This is a genomic window from Grimontia marina (assembly GCF_900060185.1).
Classification (GTDB): domain Bacteria; phylum Pseudomonadota; class Gammaproteobacteria; order Enterobacterales; family Vibrionaceae; genus Enterovibrio; species Enterovibrio marinus.
On the sequence record NZ_FIZY01000080.1, the window covers coordinates 1 to 16,664 of the forward strand.

Here is a 16,664-nt window from a genome sequence, read left to right on the forward strand (position 1 = left end):
CACCTTCGCTTTAAATTCGGGTGAGTGGTTTCTACGTTTTCTTGTCATCATCTGCTCCAGTCTTTCTGGGGACTATCAAAACAGATCAATCACTTAAAGTCATGTCCGAAAATTGGGGGCCACTTCTGTGCGCTTCTTTTATCGATTGCAGTTCTTCTTTGCGGGCAAAGGTTTTAATCAACACAAAGCAGGCCAGCAGAAACAGCACATTGAGCACGGTGGCCAAGATGGGCCACCAGGTACGAATAAGCTCTAACGTCATTCACGCCCCCTTTTTTCGTGGTATCGCTGGCAATCAATGCAGCGCGCGGCGATGGGCTCGGCATCAATGCGCTCAGCTGGGATTAATTCACCACAGCGAATACACCAGTGATTGCCTTGCTCATCGATGTCAGGTGTATCCCGATGGCGGTGTTGATGGGCGTTAAGCAGAGCGCTTTCAAATATCTCGTCGCTGATTTGGGCGCGGTCGGCCATGTCGGTCATCGTGCCCCCTTAACGCGCTGACGTTTTAAGGGTGGTTAAACCCTGTTTAAACGCGTTTTTAATGGCGGTGGTATGGCCGCGTTTGTCCATGGTGCGCCATCCCATGTAGGTCAGGAACGGGGCAATCAAGATGCCTGCAAATTCCATGTTCGCGCCGTTGCCTTTGTCGAAGGCAGCCAGCGCATCAAACGCAAAGATGTAAGCGATACAGGCATAGAGTGACAGCCGCGCACCTTTGGGACGGGTATGACGCACATACTCATCTTCTGCCGCATCCCCCGCGCGAATGGTGGTTTGGGTTTCGCTGTGCTCGGCTTGTTTGTCGCTGAGTTGCAATTCCAAGCGGCGGTTCTTCTCTTTCTCTAGCTCGATCTTGATTTTCTCAAGCTCGACCAGGGCATCTGGCGGCAGCTGCGCCACCAGTTGCTCGACTTTCTGCGCCTTGGCCTGTTTGCCGTTAACGCTGCTATCAACATGGTCAACCAAGTTGGCCAGGTCTTTGGCGACGTCTTCGGTTTTGCCGCCGAACAGAGAGCCAATACCGCGAAGCACGGCGGGGCCAAATTCCGTGGCAAGACTTGCAACGGTGGCAATGGTAGCTAATGCCATGGTGCTGCCTCCTTATGCCAGGGTGATGGCTTCTAATGCCAGTTCATCAATGCGGTTAAACCAGCCATTGAGAAAACGGCGCTGCTTCGGTTTGCGGCCAACCAGCCTGGCGTAAAAGCGCGCACGTTCAAGGCTGAAACGGGTGACGAGCACAGAGGGTGGGGCGCATTCTGTGGCAGCAATGGTTTTCGGCCCTGCTTGGCCATCGTCCATCACACCCACAGCGCGCTGCAGCTGCTTCACCGCATTGCGTTTGCCGTGTTGAACGGCAGCATCAAACAGCATAAAGGCGGCTTTATCGGGCAGCTTGTCGCAGCCTGCGCGCAGCCAGAAATCACGGTGATAGATGGCAACAGCGTCATCGATGGTCAGCGCTGCAATATCAACCTCGGGGTAACTGCGTTTGCTGATACCAAATTGGGTCTCGCCGCCTGCATCAAGCGGGTCGTTGACGTAGCCCCCTTCGCGCTCAAGCACGAAGTGAACCGCGTGACAAAACGACGGGGAATAGGGGGTGTTGCTAGAAAGGGTGTTCATGACAGAAACCTCGTTGTGTGGTTGCTGTCAGGTTATGGATTTAGGCGAGGGTGGGCGGATTACCCTTGGTGATTGTTTTTGCGCAGACAAAAAAAGGCCCCACAGTGTGGGGCGTAAAGTTGGCAAAAAGGCGGTGCGTTGAAATATTTGGGGAGCTATTAACCAAACAAGTCGGGTTGCCTTTTTGTTATCTCCATCTTACGCATACGGGCGCATACTTCGTAAATGGTTTTCTCTGTGACGTCGTAGCGCCTCGCAAGAACTTTTGTATTCGTGCCGTTGAATTCATTCCAGATGTGCATGTCTCGAATTTGTTGGCGCAATCTGTCGCCCCGAGGCAAATACACCTGCATGCCGCCCATGTACTCACCGATGTCGAGCACGCACTCAAGCGCGAGTTCAGGAATGTCGATCCCGCGCTTACTCAGGCGCTGCTGCAGCACGCCATGCAATTCGAGCAAGATGGTTGGCCAAGCATTGTGCTCGTCCGGCAGATGGTCGAGATGTTCGAGCAGGGATGGGTTGAGATGCCCATCCCCGAACAGGTCAGTTTGCTTTGTTTTCATGAGAGCCCCATTTCACCTTTCCGTAGATACCTTTATTGCAGATGGATCAAAAAGGATCGTCAATGGTGGATTTCCCGTTTGGGGTGGGAATGGGGCTGTAGGGCAGATTGGGACTGAATATTTGTTGTTTGAATCGTTCGATTACGACATTAGATTTTTAAGGGTAACGAAATAGAATCGAGGCCCTATACTGCTGCTAATGAAACATAGTAATTTTTCTTGAAGAGGAACTGCTGAGGTTTGCTCAGAACACTTTTAGCTAGAGCGTCTGGATTATCCAAGAAAAATGTTGAACATTTTTCTTGGATATCTTTACTGACGCTGCTCTCTACTCTAAACGACAACATATCGAACTGTTCACCATCAAAATAGATCGAAACAAATCGTTGTTCTTTTAAACCGTGCGATAGTAGTTGGTCAAACAAGACCCTGCCTTTGTATTTAGAGTGCATGTCGTTTTGAAGTTCATCACAATAATAATCCAAGCCCAAAGCAGTTAGCGATAGGCTTACATACATAAATGTTTCATGCTTCAACTCTTGCAGTCTGTAATTGGGCATATACTTATAAACCTCTGATGAGCGTATGTGATTGTTCTATTCTTAGTAAAACATCATTAACTACGTTCACTGCTTCTGCTCTATCTGTTAGAACTCTAGTGTTGGCCAAGATACCGTTTGCATGGAACAAGCCATGTCTTTGGTCTTTATAATACCCATAACACTGGTTTATGGCTGTACATGTCTTCTCGCAGTCGATTTTTTCTCGAGCCTCTTCTGAAAGTGTAGCATGATAAACTTCATGTAAGTGAGGTGCAAACCCTTGCTTACCTATGACAATTCCTTTGCTAGCGAAAAGCCCCTTCACGTACCCTTCTAAACCTCTTAGTGCTGGAAACGCGAATACTGTGTAATCCGTAAGTTCAATATCTAGTTTAACTAATGCTAGGCTTGGAGATATTATGGCTTTAATTTTCGCATCAAGTTCGTCAAAAGAATATGGTAAAGTAGCGCTCATTTCGCCAAGAATTTCTTCTGCTTTTATTCCAGTTTTGACTAAGTTCAGCTGTGATTGGACGATATCTCTTAGCTCTAAGAACTCACATAAAAACTCAATGACCTGATTGTGGAGGAGAACAGGGCTTCCTTGAATCATAAATGTTCCTTTGTCGTAGTACGTCAAAGTCACATCATCACCTTGGCAGCCTATTACTTTGTGTTTTTGCCCATAAGGTATTTCTGAAGTGGTTACTGTAGCATGGCATTCTGTTACTAAATACTCTAGTAATAGATCCATGTTTTCCGCATTTAGGTTTCGAATAGAGAAGGACTCTCTTGATGCAACGGTTATTTGACAGTTTTCAACTACGTGACCAGCCAACTTGTTGGATAGCGCAAGATTAGCTCCTTGGGGCAGAAGTGTAGTCCGGCCTTTATCCTTAAAGAAAAATCTGATCAACGCCTCAGTTGGCTCCCCTTTTAGTTGTATAAAAATGTTCTGGCAGTTTTTGCCTGCGTCGACAATCCTTAAAGTTTCAAATTCAGGATGGGATCTAAGTGCATTTTCAATTAATGAACGGTCGAGAGCAATATTCGTATAGGTCATGAACTAGCCAGTATTCTTATAATTAGGACGAACGCATGGTATCAAACGTATGTGTCTAGTTAAATACTTGATATTCTTTTTGGTGCATATTCCTACTTCCTTGCGTTAAGCTTTGTGAACAGGTAGATATCCCCGTTAAAGGTCGAAGAGTTTGAGTTTACGGTTGCTGACAGGCACTATGAGGCTTGGTTTTAAATTCAAAGTTAAGGGCTATTTTCGAGTAATTCGACAGATATGAAATTTAAATGATTTTGTTCAATTTCTAGTTCTTTTAACCCATAATTTTAAAGCTTCAATTATCAGTAGTGCTTGTTCATCATCACACCAACCAACATGATCAACCCCTTTTCTATCATGACTTTTGGTCATCCTCCGCACATAGGCATCAAGCGCCGTTTCTGAACCATCGCGAATAATGCCTTCCTTGGACATGGTGATCCAAAGGGCGCGAATTTTTGAAGTAACGTCCGGCTTGCCCTGTGTTTTTGGGCTTAGACGTTTCTTTGGTTGCTTGGGGTTGTTGCTTTTCTTGCGCTTGAATCCCTGACGTTCCATTGCACTCAACACTTTGTTGAGTTCTTCTACTCCCATTGCCTTGCAGCTGTCGCTGCCTGTTTCCCGTTTTAGCAGTGCGCGGTAGGTGTCATCGTCTAACTGCAGTTCGCGTTTACCGACGTGTATGAGTTGAATTAGGCGTGTTCGTTGCTGCATGGTTATTTCTCCTTAATCCACCATTCTGACACCGCACCGAGTTGTGCGAATTCGACTGCGATCAATTCGTTGTTGTGGGTATAGCCATAAGTGACTGAGCAGGGCGGAGCATCGAATTCCGTTACGGTTGCATCTTTGGTTAATGCCTCTGCTTCGATGGTAGTTGCCTTTTTAAAGCCAATTAACGCTGTGTTTAAACGCGGTTTACACATGGTTTATTGCCGTTGTTAATGCGCTAAAAAAGCCCCGTTTGCTTTGGCATTCGGGGCTGAGGATACTTGCTATTCAGTCTCTTCAAGTACTGGCGGTTTATGTGTCATGCCGAGCAGGTATAGCAGCATGTCTGCCGCGCCTCGTTGGTAGAGTTCTTCGCTGTTAGCTGCATCGCTTTGAACTGCTCGTAACAGCAGCACCAAGTCTTCTGTTGAGTGCTTCCTTATCGCTTTTTCAAAGAAGGCGATGCGTTGCTCACCCAAATCGATATCTTCAGGCCCTCGCACGTTGGGGGTAATGATATCTAGCGTCGTGTTGAGTCTACGGGTCATGGTTCCCCCTTATAGCTTCGCTATGTCGAGTGGAATTTGACGGTAGCTGTCATCGCTGTTGCGTTCATACAAACGCAGATAACTGCTGGTGCCTGTGACTTGAATGGAATCTGCGATAGCATCCATTGCTTCGTTCCATTGGTCATCGTCGATATCGAGTTGGCGTAAGGAGAGCACTTGATTCACATCGATGCGGCCTTGCTTGTTAACACGGAACGCATGATCGACCAGTGCTTTGATGTGGTCGTTGACGTTTTCACTCCAGCGGTTGATGCAGGCATCAATGAGGGTTTTGGCGGCCTGAATGCGCTCATCAAACACGCGGTGTTCGCCTTTAGCGCGGACGAGCTTATAACGGCCATCGAAACTCATTAACGTAACATTTCCTTTTGTTCCACCATATTTCACGTCATAGGCTTCTGCGGATAGGTCAACAAAGTCGGTGACTTCATTCATCGCGAGTAGCTTAAACGCGGCCAACGCTTGCTGCTGTTGACGGGCGGCGGTGACAACGTTTTGAACCAGGTCATCACGGATCAGATCAATCGGTTTGATTTGGCTTTCTGGCACCATGTGACCTTGAGCGTTTACGCGGTAACCTTGTGGAATTTGAACTGTCATATTAATCCTCCCAGACGACACAGCAGCCAGAATGACGCGCAGCGCGAATGCGGCGAGTCAGGCCATTTACGGTTTCAGTGATTTCAATGCTTCGGTGCTGAAGTTCCGGCACGGGTGCATCAACGTGTATCACTAACGTTTTCTCGGTCTGTACTGTTCGAGTGACCTGGCAGTTGAGTTTCTGCAAGGTTCTCAATAGGTGTTTCACCTGATATTGCGGATTCAAATCTTTCATCTTGAATGCCTCACTCCATGAATTGAGTTTCAACCTTTTATTACCTTCTGGCTGATTCACGGTGTTCATTGTTTTATCAGTCGGTTGTAGCGATTCCCGACAGCCATGAGCTCACGCTTAAGCAACTCGATATAGAGGCGGTGGTAATTCCCCTTCATGCTCTCAGAGTCGGTCTTTGCCTGTCGCTCTAAGCGGGCGCAAACAGCAGCTGCGTCGTATTGACGTACTTTTGTTTGCTCACTGCTTGATTGGCGACAGAGCCTGTCTGACTGTTGCTTTGCATTTTTGGACTCAATACTTAGGCGAATAGGCGTGCTTAAACGCTCTTCAAGTTGGCTATTCGGGCAACCACTGCGGCAGGCTTTCCATAAACGGATCGCATTTGGTGTGCTGCCTACATGCTTCGCGTTCTGGTGTGCGAGGCATTTATGCTTAGGGATTTCGCCCAAAACAGGACACACAACGGTGTGCCCCATGTAGACGCTTTCCACCAAGCTTTGCACTCTCTGCATGTTGCCTTGGTATTTGCCGTTCAGTACTTGAGAGATCATCGCCTTGGATACGCCCATAGCATTGGCGACGCTGTTTAGCGAAGTGTCAGCCACTTGCTTTCTTAGTTCGTCAAGCCATGTCATTGGTCATATCCTCCTTGCTTGAACAATGCTGCTTTTGCCTTTCTTTTAGTGGAACTTGAAAGGGGTAAAGCTTCTGCTCGTTCTGATCCCAGCAGCCTTCTCTGCGCACAATTGGTGCGAGTCGGCCTGTATCCCTAATGAGTAGCCATTCAATCTCTTTACCTTGAGAAGGGCTCAAGCGCTTCTTCTCGGGTTTTCTTGAGCGTTCAACAACAAAACCGGATTTGTTCAGATAGATTAGGTAATTTCTTGCTGTGCTTTCCTCAACATCAATGGATGACACCAAATCAGAAACCGTAAACTTCCTGCCTATCTTCATGTTGTTCCATAACTTTTGACGTTTTGTTTTTTGATGCCTGTATCTGATTTTTGAGCCTATTCGCCCTCGTTGCCCCCAGACGGGCTCTGCAGATTCATCGACAGAAAAGCGCTTTGGATAACGCGTTTTGCCTTTGGTTTTTTTTTGAATAACCCAACCTTTTTTGAGCCACGTATTTAGGCTGTCTCTGCAATGCGTGATGTTTATTCCCGTTGCAGTTGAGATATCTCTGGCGGAGCTGTTTGGATGATCTTGAAGCCATTTCCAAGCAGTTTCTCGCAGGTTGCTACTAGCCATTTCGCAACCTCCATCAGTTTCGAGCCACTGTCATGAACAAATCGAGGCTTGAAATATCATCCATGGTGACAACGCCATCGGGGGGAGGGTTACCATTCACAGAGCGCTCGATTTTGCTGAGGGCCGAGAGAATGGTTCTCACAACACCGCGTGATTTGACTCGAATGTGATCGAGAACTGCATCATCGAGTTGGATGTGCTCATCGATCTCCATGAGTTCATAAGCGAAGGTGGCGACGTCTTGTAAATCTGCGGGTTTAAATTCGACCCATTCACTGATGCGGTTGTGAAGCTGTTTCCGATGGGAGATACGGCGGGCAATTTCTTCCATGCCGACTAAGACAACGGGTTGCTCTGTGTTGTCGTAAATATCACGGAAAGACTCCATGATCTTTTTACTTCCAACGACATAGTCAGCTTCATCCACAAACAGACTGAATTCATTTCTACGAACGCACTCGATAATGGAATCAAGAGTTTGGTAAGCACGTCCGGTAGAAACGAGGCCACATTCTTTGGCGATGCGATTCAGAATGCTTGTCGGGGTATCACTCGCACAGCAGCGAACGTATACGCCGTTAGTGGTATCGAGGTTAAAAAGGTATTGAAGGGCGGTAGTTTTACCAAACCCACTTTCGCCATGAATTAACCCCATTCCAGGAACAATTTGTGAGCGGGTGAGTAGGTTCTCAAGCAGTGCCATGGCGGCTGAGACGTTTTTTACATCGACAATTTTATTTCTCATGTCTATGATACCTTATGATTATGGTTGCTCTGTTGGAGCGGTCTATCAGGCTCACAATCTCCGTGAAAGATTGTGAGCCATCCCTTCTTACTTCAGGCGTTACCCAAAGCAAAAATCACTTAGCCAACCGACGAGATTTCCCGCCGGATTCAATATATTTTTGTATCTGTGGGGCCGTGAGTTGATGTGTGCGCATGTAGTTTTTGAACCACTTTTGCTGCCTCTCATCTAGCTCGTCACCGTTGATGATTATGTCTGCCATATCCCAGGCTATTTCGCGTTCTCCTTTTAGCATTCGAGCCTCTTGCGCTGCAGTACGCTCGGTTTGTTTTCTCCGTTGTTCCCTGTGGCGTTCAATTGCTTCGAGCTCCACATTGCTGCGTTCTGTTGATGACTTCACGCCTGCTTTTTCTAAGGCGGTGAGTAATTCGTTGTTGTGTTCGATGCTTTCTTTTGGAAATGGCACCGTATTGTTCTTTGCTTTCGCTTGAGCAATGGCTTCTGCGGCCAAATCATCAATGCCGAACTCCTCGGAATAACGCTTCATGTCGCGCTTAAATTGACGTAACTGTTTTTCGGTTTTGCGTCTGGCTTCGATGAAGGCTTGAGGGCTGATTTCACGGCCTATCAAGTCAGCGTTGACGGCCTCGATACACTCGCCATCTCCATGGATTGGATACAGGTAGGCTTTGGCTACATCACAGGGGTCGAGATACACATTAACGCGCTGGCGCATGTACTTTTCTTCCTGTAATTCAGGGGCACGATAAATCAGTTTGTTGACCTGTACGCCACCACGACGTATCGATTTTTCGCCTGCGAAGTTGAGCATGGCGTCAAGTGCGCGTGGGTTTGGCACAATCACTGGCTTATATTTCGTTTGTGAATATTTTTGGTAGGGGCTTAAACCCTTTAAGCCACTATGAGGTTTTTGGTGATAACTGTGTTCTAGCCAGTCATCCATAAACGCCTGAAACTCACTCGGTGTCATGCCGATGTTTAGGGCATCTTCATAGCGCTTTTTCTTGCCTTCACCAATTCGGGCCGCAAACTCAAGGCGGGCCTCAATAAGCTCTCTATCTTTGACGTTGTGACCGATGTAGTTGGGCATCACTTCCACAATACCGCCTTGGAAGGTGCCAAAAAAACGTTCGATGAAGGGTTTTTCCCAGCCAGAAAACGGGGTTGCTTTGACGTGTTTTACACCCAGCCCTCGAATGATTGAGACGGTTTTCTTTGCAACATAATCAGAACCGTTATCCGTTTTGATTTGCCCGTCTTCATTGGGTAGCCCCCAACTTAAAATTGATTTGCGTAGACATAGCGAAACAGCTGTCGCGGTAGATGTTGGGGCGAGTAACATTTTTACTCGACGAGTGAAAACATCAATACACGCGACGATGGAAAAGCGAACGAGTTTGCCGTCAACATTCAACATTATGTCAGTGGGTGTTGAGTCCATTTCCCAAAGATCATTGGGTTGATTTACCCAAGGCTCATGCTCTTGAATGAGGCCGCGCTCTTTACCGTAGAAGCCTTTGTGATTGGTGGAAAATGTGTATTTTCCCTGATTTGAGGTGACCCATTGCATTATCCAGCGTCGAAAGCTGGACGCTCCAGGTATCTTCCAGCCAGCACCTAGCTTCTCTGACTGGACGCACGCATATTCGCGCATTTTGTAAGGCTGATTTTTAAAGTGAGGCCGCTCTATCAACAAAGCGATACAGAACTTTTCGAGCTCGCTTTGATTAGCAATAACGCTGTCGCCACGGCGTACATTCGGCTTTCTAACAAGCGTTAAGATACCGCCTTCCTGTAGGCTGCTTTCCCAGCGATCTACAGTAGCGCGACTGATGCTTTTTACGGTCTCATAAACGCTCGTATCGAGCGGTAGCTCTTTGGCTTTAAACGCTTGCACAAACATTTTGTGCCCATGAGTTACTTGGTTGTCGAATGCGCGTAGGAAGGCTTCTCGATACTCGACGATCGTGAGTCGTGCAAAGGCAAGTGTCTTGTCTTTTTCAGGGCAAGTATTTAGAACGCCCATAGCTTGAGCTGAAAGAGTATGAATGCGATGTTTTAGCATTCTCTCTTCTTGGTTCAATTCGCTTATAAGCTCTAGAGCAGCATGCTCACCTTGAGGCTCAAGGACTGCATCTTTTGTTAATTCTGCAATTGTGGTTCTGGGTAAAGAACTTATGTGGTACTCGAAGCCTTTGCCTTCACCTTTGTTTCTTGTTTCCCAATTTTCTCGCTCGGCTTTGATTCTCATACCACGAGCGGTTGCCGGAACGCCTGGCAGACCTACGAGATCAAGGACGGAATACCATTGTTTATTCATTAGTTGTCCTTAATGCATCTTGTTCGAGAGCTTTGCCAAGCTCATCCATGATGCTCCTAGATAGTTTTCTGCAGGGCTTGTTTCCCGTCTCAGGTGCGAACGTACAGATGCAGTGATGGACTGTTCTTGGGTGAAACCCTTTCTCTTTAGCCCAGGCCGCTACGCTGTATCCTTGAGCTTTTAATGCGCCGCATATTTCATCGGCAGTATCTACCTTCATGTCTATGCTCCGTGTTAATCTCTATGTAGCTGTCTGTTTCGGTAAATTACCAAAGCGGACAATAAGACTCTAAGTGATCCAATAAGACTTATCAAGTCACTTTAGGACGGTAGATTGATTGCGCTGTGATTAAATTCGCGTGTGGTTTTATTAAATCTTTAAATATCAATTGGTTTAAACATGTCGAAAAATTTGGATGACGTTTCATTTCCAGAAGAGGGCTTTGATGCGTTCCCAGAAAGACTCAAAGAGATTATCGGAACAGCAACGTTGAAGGACTTTGCTGCTGCTGTTGGGATCTCTGAAGGCGGGCTCAGAAAGTACTTACCGCCCGCTCGTTCTGTTCCTTCTTTTGATAAGGTCTCCAGGTTCGCCAGATATCGTGGTGTGTCTTTGGAATGGTTATCGACGGGTGAGGGTGAGAAATACGCTCTTGAGTCCAATAGCTCTCAAGAGCTAGGTAAGGAGTTCGCACTAATTGATGGTTATCACAGCACCATCGATCAAATCTCAGATGATGAATATGCTGGCGAGGTTCGTAGGCGACTTGCGTTTAGGAAAAAATGGTTATCATGGCGCGGATTTAACCCCGACAATCTCAAAGTCTTTTTTGTTAAAAGCGCTGTTGAAGGAGGGTTAATCAATGGCGGTGATACTGTCATGATCGACTTCGCGGACAGAGTATTATCAGACGGTGCGTTCGCTCTTAAATTGAAAGGCGCAACAGTTATTCGTTGGCTCGTCGTCAAGGTTGACGGTGGCGTTGATGTTCACGCTGATATGAATCAAGCATCAATAGAATCTTTGTCTGGGACTGAAGCAGATAAGCTTAATCTACTGGGGCGTGTGGTTTGGCTAGGCAAAGACTTAAGTTGATACACATCTCAGAAACTAGCCGAGAAAAGGATCTAGTCAGTTCCTTTTCTGAGTAGGTGAGTTTCTAGTTAGAATGCCTTAATACCTTGTAGAAGCTGAACTTTTGCTATTTATGTAGAAAGGGATCTGAGTTCCTTTTCTCTGAACGCTTAAATTGGGAAGGGATCTGGCCTCAATCAAGCATAAAGCCTTTTACCTATTGGCCTGAACGCTGTTAAAAGTAACGGAACCTTTTCAATTTATCCGGCTTCTCTTTTTCGTGTTTCCTCAAAAAGAGCCTAAATCCCGTCTCATTTTATCCGGTTTCGATTTCCTAAAACCTCATGTCAAAAACAGCTTCAAACCCTTGGCGGCCTTGGGTTTGTCTCACCTATTCCCACCCGATCCCATTTATTCCCAATATTTCATTCTATGTGGTGGGTTACACGGTGCTTATGTAGGAGCAAAATTAGAGTTGATAGTTAGTGGTCAACTAAACCTTGGATTCAAAGTGAAATCCAATGAAGAAAAGGAATATTCATTTGAATTAGGCTCGGCAGTGAAAGGTATTCTTGCTATTGGAGTAGAGACGAATATCCGAGGTGGAGTTCGGTATTGGGTTGTTGAAGGATATTTCGAGGCGGGGGCTTCGGCTAAGGCTGAGGGGTTGTTCGAATTAGATTCGCCTAATGAGAGCGAGCTGAATTTGGTCTTCTTTCATAACGGTGTTGTAGCAAAAGTTTACATCGAGGGGGGATTTGGGATTTCCCAAAACGATGCAAAAGCTAGCACTGGTGGAGAGGACTTATTTGCTACCGATGATGATGGCAACGTTTTAGGCAAAAATACCAATGTCTCTGGTCCAAACAATGCGAAACTAAAAGACAATGGGGCAGAGAAGGAATGGCAGATTTGTCCAAAACTACCCAAAGAAAGTTCTAACTATAAAATACCTCTCAAAAGCTCAAAAAAGAAAGAGGAGAAGGGATGAGCACAAAATCTAAACTAAGTGTTGGTTTATTATCGTTATTTGTAATCACTTTAGGTATATGGAAAATCGGGGCGAAAGAAATGGACTCTCTTAGATACTTGGCATCGTTCAAAACCGAGAACAGTTACTGCTTTGCTTATATCAATGGGCTTGCGGCAGCAAACAATTTAAAAGCAAGCTCCGGTACCATTTCGGCGGGACTAAACGCTACCCCTTACCTCGAGAATGGCACTAACGACATCGCAATAAAAATGGCATCGATAACTGCCCCGAAAGATTTGGCTCTTTTACCAGACTCTCGCTGTGAACTACTAATTTCTGCAAACACGCCAGAGCAACAGTTCAATATAGCAAGCGTGATCGCAGATGCAGATGAAAACAACGAACCGACGGGAGCTAATACCCCTCAATATAATGGGAGCGATAAACTGGGTCCAGTGAGTGAAGGTAAACAGGCCAAATCCGTTTTATATGTTGTGGAACGGACCTTTGAAGCTAAAGGATTACCTAATTGGGCATGGACAACGGCTTCTCCTCTCTCAGATACAAGTGAAAATAGACAGAAAATCAAAGACAGGTATATGGACTTATGGCTTTTCTTGAAGCGGAAAGAAATTGATGCTCTCGAGGCACAAGCATCGATCGCGATGAGTGAAATGGCTCCCACGGAAAGTATGAGCCCACATGATTATTGGCTAACTATCGGCATCAATGAGGCACTCGATGATGGTAAAACCGCGATGCCAATAGAATGGGAACAATATGAAATTAAGTTTTATAAGGGAGGTAGACTTATTCGTCTGGAAGATAGTTCGGGTAGAACACCTTTAAAACTTGAAGACGCTGATACTGTGTTTTCCTATAACCCTTATCTTTCACTCGTTAACGGTAAATTAGTTATTACTAGATGAGTACTGAAAGTGTCCAGAAGAAAACAGCAACGTACCCAAAGTCAGCGTGATACTCAGTCTGGTGCTTTGAATATCACTCCTGAAGAAAAGAAAGGCCTGATTAAGTTTGGCTTAACCATAGGAACCATTCCTGTCGCCATAGTCGCTGCCATTTTTTCTGACAATGGTGGACAAATCCTTACGGCTTGGTTTGCGGGGATAGTAGGGTTGGCTGGAATACTGATGCTGCATAAACACCTTATCCAAGCTCAATGGCGGTATGAAATAGTTCAGGGGGAAATAGCGGGCTTTTCTTCTGTTGAGCAGTACGAGAAAGTGTATGAAGACTCAATTCAAGAACAGCGCACGGTGAGTTTTAGCAGTGTCTTTTATTTTCGATTTCAAGGTCGCGGGTATCTCGTAGAACATGTGATTTCGATGAATGGTCTGATGCTGAGGATATTGGGGTACAAAGCCGGAGAGCCTGTTGAAATGTGGGTGCCCATACATAAACCGACGCTTGCGAGAAAAAACAGCTTGTTTGGTCGCTATATCTACCTCAGCACCGGACTATTTTTCACTTTGATTTCAGTCGTGCTTTGGTATTTTGTCTTCACCAGTGACTTCTTACCGGGCTAATGGAGTTCAAAAAACTGAAAATAACCACTAGTTTGAGCCTACTACTCGTTTTTATGACAGGATGTAGTGAGAGCATGAGCATCTCAGCTAAAGATATTTTTTTGCCTAAAAAAGAAAACAAAAAAAGCAGCTTTAGCCCTAACTTTTCGCACACTCTTTACAATTGGTGTTCTCCTGCACACCTGCGGCTTTGTGCTGAAATTTTGCGAGTCTGGTATGAGAAGCGGCTATGTTGTTCGCATTGTACTGAAGGAAATTTTCTTACAGAATCACGCACAAAGTTAGTGCATGCTAATGGTGTGTCACTAATTACTGCCAACATGTATCATTAATCACCACATTGCTCGTTGTAACACATTGATTTGCATAGAGTGGAAATATCACTTTCTACTGCCATCCACACATCTTGTGGATGGTGTTTCTGACACCATAAGTCTGCAAATTAGCACCACAAGCTTGCAAATTGACACCATAAGATTGCACAACTACCCTTATTTGTAACAAAACAACATGCGGTATGTGCCCATGTATCGTCGCAATCTAAAGCACTCTCGCGTCAAAAACCTCTTTAAATTCTCCAGCTTAAAGAACAATGCTGTTCTTACCGTTGAATCCGCCTTAGAGTTCGATACCTGCTTCCACCTCGAATATTGCAAAGAAATTGTGTATTTCGAGGCTCAGCCGGAAGGGTTTCGCTATCAATTTGAAGGTAAAAAGCTGCCTTATACGCCAGATTTTCGGGTTAGCTATGAAGACGGACGTGAGGCATTTCTGGAGATAAAGCCTGCCAGCAAAATTGACGGGGATGAGTTTCGTCGGAAGTTTGTCCGCAAAATGGAAGTGGCAAAATCTTTGGGGTGTCCTCTGTCATTGGTAACCGATAACCAAATCAGAGTTAATCCAGTACTATACAATCTGCAGCTATTGCACCGCTATACAGGTATCGTTGGGGTAAATGCTATCCAGATGCAGTTGCTCAAAGTGGTGAGAGCAAGTGGATTAGTTTCCATCAATGACCTATCACAACGAATTCATGTTTCTAGTGGAGAGTTAAAAGCCAACGCGTTGGCGCTAATTTCACGTGGGCAATTGCAGGCAGAATTGAATAAAGAGAAATTTGGCATGCACAGTGTGGTGTGGATTGGAGCATGAACTCCAGTTGTGACGACGATAGCCTACCACTGTTCAGTAATGAATTCTCGCCGTCATCGAGTTCGGAAAATAACCCAAATAGCTCCCCAACCCAAGAACCACAAAAGCTAATAGAGAGGGATCTTGATAGCTATCCTGTACATTTGAAAGAAGAAGCTATCAAGCGCTTTCGACTACTCGCCTTTATCAATAAAAACCTAAATGGTGGCTGGACACCTAAAAACCTTAACCCGCTCATCCTGCAGCACTTTGAAGAAACAGGGCAATCAGACCCACCAAAAAGCCGAGTGGTGTGCAATTGGCGTAAAAGCTATGAATTGTCGGGAGGAAAGATCACAGCGTTGGTTCCAAAGCATCATCGCAAAGGTAATTACGAATTAAAGAATACCGGTGATGGCCCAATTTTTCATGACGCGCTGGAGCGATTCTTAAATGCACGAAGATCCTCGATAGCAACAGCCTATGAGTACTACAAAGATCAGGTTTTACTCAGCAATGAAAGGGTTGTTGAAGGTCAAATAGAGCCACTTTCTTATTCGGGGTTCAAAAAACGCATTAAGCAGCTTCCTCCCTATCAAGTCGCTGTTGCTCGGCATGGCAAATTCATGGCAGATCAGTGGTATGGACATTTCAGTGCACACAAGCCGCCAACACGCATTCTAGAAAAGGTCGAAATCGACCACACGCCACTCGATCTCATTTTGATTGACGATGAACTTCTTGTCCCTCTCGGTCGCCCTTACTTAACGTTGCTCGTTGATGTGTTCAGTTCCTGTATTGTTGGCTTTCATCTTGGCTACAGAGCACCAAGCTATGACTCAGTGAGCAAAGCGATTATTCACGCCACTAAGCCCAAGGACTACCTTCATAGTATTGCCAGCGACTTCCAACATGACTGGCCGTGCAGCGGAAAAATTGAGACGCTAAATAGCTGTTCCTAATAGTAGATCTCAAAGATAAGAGAAACTCAGTCCGCTTTGTGCGATCTGATCAATCGCCAAACCGAAACATACCGACAAAAGGACTGAGTGATGGCCATCATAGCACCGATACCTCGTGGCGAACGTCGTAGGATGAAAAAAGCGATACAGACTACCAAGGACAAGGATTATGCCCGCAGACTTATTGCTCTCATGCAACTCCACGAAGGCAAAACGATTGTCGATGTCTGCCGTATTATCAGTGCAGCCCGCTCCTCAGTGGGTAGGTGGATTGACTGGTTTACTCAAGGTGGTATGGATGCCCTGCACGCTTTGCCTGTTGGCAGACCGCCAACGCTTCCCGTTAGCGAAATGTGTGCGATGCTGACTATTCTGGTTCAGTTTTCCCCGCAGGATTTCGGTTATCAGCGAAGCCGCTGGAGTACAGAGCTTTTAACGATGCAGCTCAATGATGTATTCCAAAGTACAGTGGCGGCTTCTACGGTCAGGCGTTGGTTACCGAAAATCGGGATCGTCTGGCGTAGGGCGGCACCTACCCTCAATATTCGAGACCCTGACAAGGAAGAAAAGCTCGCTCAGATAAGTGAGGCGCTGGACAAATGCAGTGTTGACCATCCGGTGTTTTATGAAGACGAAGTTGATATCGACCTTAACCCCAAAATTGGGGCTGACTGGACGGTAAAAGGCCAGCAGAAAAAAGTGGTCACACCGGGACAGAACTGCA

The 16,664-nt window shown here is 45.9% G+C and carries 24 protein-coding genes; 7 read left to right on the top strand and 17 right to left on the bottom strand.

The genetic code is table 11. The features are described from left to right. Positions 1-85 precede the first annotated feature (85 nt). The 17 genes from GMA8713_RS27515 to GMA8713_RS23735 all read right to left on the bottom strand — a co-directional run bounded on the left by GMA8713_RS27515 (position 86) and on the right by GMA8713_RS23735 (position 10,472). Positions 86-262 carry a DUF2730 family protein gene (locus tag GMA8713_RS27515; RefSeq protein WP_157515749.1) on the bottom strand — a complete coding sequence of 59 codons (177 nt, stop codon included), beginning with the start codon at positions 260-262 and terminating at the stop codon, positions 86-88. Next, positions 259-486: a TraR/DksA family transcriptional regulator gene (locus tag GMA8713_RS23660; RefSeq protein WP_062714873.1), complete on the bottom strand. Its 228-nt coding sequence runs from the start codon at positions 484-486 to the stop codon at positions 259-261. The genes GMA8713_RS27515 and GMA8713_RS23660 overlap by 4 nt, the downstream gene beginning before the upstream one ends. A 9-nt stretch (positions 487-495) precedes the next feature. After that, positions 496-1,095 (bottom strand): hypothetical protein, encoded by a 600-nt coding sequence (locus GMA8713_RS23665; protein WP_062714875.1) that lies wholly within the window; start codon positions 1,093-1,095, stop codon positions 496-498. 12 nt (positions 1,096-1,107) lie between these two features. After that, positions 1,108-1,632, bottom strand: coding sequence for a glycoside hydrolase family 108 protein (locus GMA8713_RS23670; RefSeq protein WP_062714877.1), 525 nt, complete (start codon positions 1,630-1,632; stop codon positions 1,108-1,110). 158 nt (positions 1,633-1,790) lie between these two features. Beyond that, entirely contained in the window at positions 1,791-2,198 is a 408-nt protein-coding gene (locus tag GMA8713_RS23675; protein ID WP_062714879.1) for a Mor transcription activator family protein, read from the bottom strand. A gap of 185 nt (positions 2,199-2,383) precedes the next feature. Continuing rightward, on the bottom strand, positions 2,384-2,716 hold the full coding sequence (locus GMA8713_RS23680; RefSeq protein WP_062714881.1) for a type II toxin-antitoxin system RnlB family antitoxin: 333 nt from the start codon (positions 2,714-2,716) through the stop codon (positions 2,384-2,386). 46 nt (positions 2,717-2,762) lie between these two features. Continuing rightward, on the bottom strand, positions 2,763-3,803 hold the full coding sequence (locus tag GMA8713_RS23685) for a type II toxin-antitoxin system RnlA family toxin (protein WP_062714882.1): 1,041 nt from the start codon (positions 3,801-3,803) through the stop codon (positions 2,763-2,765). 255 nt (positions 3,804-4,058) lie between these two features. Further along, entirely contained in the window at positions 4,059-4,514 is a 456-nt protein-coding gene (locus GMA8713_RS23690) for a gp16 family protein (protein WP_062714889.1), read from the bottom strand. A gap of 2 nt (positions 4,515-4,516) precedes the next feature. Beyond that, the gene (locus GMA8713_RS23695) at positions 4,517-4,726 is read right to left on the bottom strand and encodes a hypothetical protein (RefSeq protein ID WP_062714891.1); all 210 of its coding nucleotides are present in this window, start codon (positions 4,724-4,726) and stop codon (positions 4,517-4,519) included. Positions 4,727-4,795: 69 nt separating this feature from the next. Beyond that, positions 4,796-5,059, bottom strand: a complete 264-nt coding sequence (locus tag GMA8713_RS23700) for a hypothetical protein (RefSeq protein ID WP_062714894.1) — start codon at positions 5,057-5,059, stop codon at positions 4,796-4,798. 9 nt (positions 5,060-5,068) lie between these two features. Beyond that, a complete protein-coding gene (locus GMA8713_RS23705; protein ID WP_062714896.1) occupies positions 5,069-5,680 on the bottom strand; it encodes a DUF3164 family protein in 612 nt (203 codons plus the stop codon). A gap of 1 nt (position 5,681) precedes the next feature. Continuing rightward, the gene (locus GMA8713_RS23710) at positions 5,682-5,915 is read right to left on the bottom strand and encodes a Kil protein family (protein WP_157515751.1); all 234 of its coding nucleotides are present in this window, start codon (positions 5,913-5,915) and stop codon (positions 5,682-5,684) included. Positions 5,916-5,980: 65 nt separating this feature from the next. After that, the gene (locus tag GMA8713_RS23715; protein ID WP_062714900.1) at positions 5,981-6,550 is read right to left on the bottom strand and encodes a helix-turn-helix domain-containing protein; all 570 of its coding nucleotides are present in this window, start codon (positions 6,548-6,550) and stop codon (positions 5,981-5,983) included. Further along, on the bottom strand, positions 6,537-7,166 hold the full coding sequence (locus GMA8713_RS23720) for a hypothetical protein (protein WP_062714903.1): 630 nt from the start codon (positions 7,164-7,166) through the stop codon (positions 6,537-6,539). The genes GMA8713_RS23715 and GMA8713_RS23720 overlap by 14 nt, the downstream gene beginning before the upstream one ends. A 13-nt stretch (positions 7,167-7,179) precedes the next feature. Further along, on the bottom strand, positions 7,180-7,911 hold the full coding sequence (locus GMA8713_RS23725; protein WP_062714905.1) for an AAA family ATPase: 732 nt from the start codon (positions 7,909-7,911) through the stop codon (positions 7,180-7,182). 115 nt (positions 7,912-8,026) lie between these two features. Continuing rightward, positions 8,027-10,252 (bottom strand): DNA-binding protein, encoded by a 2,226-nt coding sequence (locus GMA8713_RS23730; protein ID WP_062714907.1) that lies wholly within the window; start codon positions 10,250-10,252, stop codon positions 8,027-8,029. Beyond that, positions 10,245-10,472: a hypothetical protein gene (locus GMA8713_RS23735; RefSeq protein WP_062714909.1), complete on the bottom strand. Its 228-nt coding sequence runs from the start codon at positions 10,470-10,472 to the stop codon at positions 10,245-10,247. The genes GMA8713_RS23730 and GMA8713_RS23735 overlap by 8 nt, the downstream gene beginning before the upstream one ends. Before the next feature lie 180 nt (positions 10,473-10,652). Here GMA8713_RS23735 and GMA8713_RS23740 point away from each other — a divergent pair, with 180 nt between their 5' ends. The 7 genes from GMA8713_RS23740 to GMA8713_RS23770 form a co-directional block, all read left to right on the top strand. Then, on the top strand, positions 10,653-11,348 hold the full coding sequence (locus GMA8713_RS23740) for a helix-turn-helix domain-containing protein (RefSeq protein WP_062714911.1): 696 nt from the start codon (positions 10,653-10,655) through the stop codon (positions 11,346-11,348). Positions 11,349-11,607: 259 nt separating this feature from the next. After that, entirely contained in the window at positions 11,608-12,318 is a 711-nt protein-coding gene (locus GMA8713_RS23745) for a hypothetical protein (protein ID WP_062714913.1), read from the top strand. After that, on the top strand, positions 12,315-13,229 hold the full coding sequence (locus GMA8713_RS23750) for a hypothetical protein (protein WP_062714915.1): 915 nt from the start codon (positions 12,315-12,317) through the stop codon (positions 13,227-13,229). Before GMA8713_RS23745 ends, GMA8713_RS23750 begins: the two co-directional genes overlap by 4 nt. Positions 13,230-13,238: 9 nt before the next feature. After that, a complete protein-coding gene (locus GMA8713_RS23755) occupies positions 13,239-13,847 on the top strand; it encodes a hypothetical protein (protein ID WP_062714917.1) in 609 nt (202 codons plus the stop codon). 525 nt (positions 13,848-14,372) lie between these two features. Further along, positions 14,373-14,999 (top strand): TnsA endonuclease N-terminal domain-containing protein, encoded by a 627-nt coding sequence (locus GMA8713_RS23760; protein WP_062714920.1) that lies wholly within the window; start codon positions 14,373-14,375, stop codon positions 14,997-14,999. Next, positions 14,996-15,940 carry a TnsB C-terminal domain-containing protein gene (locus tag GMA8713_RS23765; protein WP_198159576.1) on the top strand — a complete coding sequence of 315 codons (945 nt, stop codon included), beginning with the start codon at positions 14,996-14,998 and terminating at the stop codon, positions 15,938-15,940. Before GMA8713_RS23760 ends, GMA8713_RS23765 begins: the two co-directional genes overlap by 4 nt. Before the next feature lie 90 nt (positions 15,941-16,030). Next, positions 16,031-16,664, top strand: a 634-nt coding sequence (locus GMA8713_RS23770) for an IS630 family transposase (RefSeq protein WP_157515568.1), incomplete at its 3' end; no start/stop codon positions are given.

Excerpts from the sequence above, each read along its gene's own strand:
- GMA8713_RS23765 (WP_198159576.1), top strand. The coding sequence starts at position 14,996 with ATGAACTCCAGTTGTGACGACGATAGCCTACCACTGTTCAGTAATGAA.
- GMA8713_RS23730 (WP_062714907.1), bottom strand. The coding sequence starts at position 10,252 with ATGAATAAACAATGGTATTCCGTCCTTGATCTCGTAGGTCTGCCAGGC.
- GMA8713_RS23740 (WP_062714911.1), top strand. The coding sequence starts at position 10,653 with ATGTCGAAAAATTTGGATGACGTTTCATTTCCAGAAGAGGGCTTTGAT.
- GMA8713_RS23665 (WP_062714875.1), bottom strand. The coding sequence starts at position 1,095 with ATGGCATTAGCTACCATTGCCACCGTTGCAAGTCTTGCCACGGAATTT.
- GMA8713_RS23750 (WP_062714915.1), top strand. The coding sequence starts at position 12,315 with ATGAGCACAAAATCTAAACTAAGTGTTGGTTTATTATCGTTATTTGTA.
- GMA8713_RS23690 (WP_062714889.1), bottom strand. The coding sequence starts at position 4,514 with ATGCAGCAACGAACACGCCTAATTCAACTCATACACGTCGGTAAACGC.
- GMA8713_RS23705 (WP_062714896.1), bottom strand. The coding sequence starts at position 5,680 with ATGACAGTTCAAATTCCACAAGGTTACCGCGTAAACGCTCAAGGTCAC.
- GMA8713_RS23660 (WP_062714873.1), bottom strand. The coding sequence starts at position 486 with ATGACCGACATGGCCGACCGCGCCCAAATCAGCGACGAGATATTTGAA.
- GMA8713_RS23685 (WP_062714882.1), bottom strand. The coding sequence starts at position 3,803 with ATGACCTATACGAATATTGCTCTCGACCGTTCATTAATTGAAAATGCA.
- GMA8713_RS23680 (WP_062714881.1), bottom strand. The coding sequence starts at position 2,716 with ATGTATGTAAGCCTATCGCTAACTGCTTTGGGCTTGGATTATTATTGT.
- GMA8713_RS23715 (WP_062714900.1), bottom strand. The coding sequence starts at position 6,550 with ATGACATGGCTTGACGAACTAAGAAAGCAAGTGGCTGACACTTCGCTA.
- GMA8713_RS23760 (WP_062714920.1), top strand. The coding sequence starts at position 14,373 with ATGTATCGTCGCAATCTAAAGCACTCTCGCGTCAAAAACCTCTTTAAA.
- GMA8713_RS23675 (WP_062714879.1), bottom strand. The coding sequence starts at position 2,198 with ATGAAAACAAAGCAAACTGACCTGTTCGGGGATGGGCATCTCAACCCA.
- GMA8713_RS27515 (WP_157515749.1), bottom strand. The coding sequence starts at position 262 with ATGACGTTAGAGCTTATTCGTACCTGGTGGCCCATCTTGGCCACCGTG.
- GMA8713_RS23725 (WP_062714905.1), bottom strand. The coding sequence starts at position 7,911 with ATGAGAAATAAAATTGTCGATGTAAAAAACGTCTCAGCCGCCATGGCA.
- GMA8713_RS23735 (WP_062714909.1), bottom strand. The coding sequence starts at position 10,472 with ATGAAGGTAGATACTGCCGATGAAATATGCGGCGCATTAAAAGCTCAA.
- GMA8713_RS23720 (WP_062714903.1), bottom strand. The coding sequence starts at position 7,166 with ATGGCTAGTAGCAACCTGCGAGAAACTGCTTGGAAATGGCTTCAAGAT.
- GMA8713_RS23710 (WP_157515751.1), bottom strand. The coding sequence starts at position 5,915 with ATGAAAGATTTGAATCCGCAATATCAGGTGAAACACCTATTGAGAACC.
- GMA8713_RS23700 (WP_062714894.1), bottom strand. The coding sequence starts at position 5,059 with ATGACCCGTAGACTCAACACGACGCTAGATATCATTACCCCCAACGTG.
- GMA8713_RS23695 (WP_062714891.1), bottom strand. The coding sequence starts at position 4,726 with ATGTGTAAACCGCGTTTAAACACAGCGTTAATTGGCTTTAAAAAGGCA.
- GMA8713_RS23670 (WP_062714877.1), bottom strand. The coding sequence starts at position 1,632 with ATGAACACCCTTTCTAGCAACACCCCCTATTCCCCGTCGTTTTGTCAC.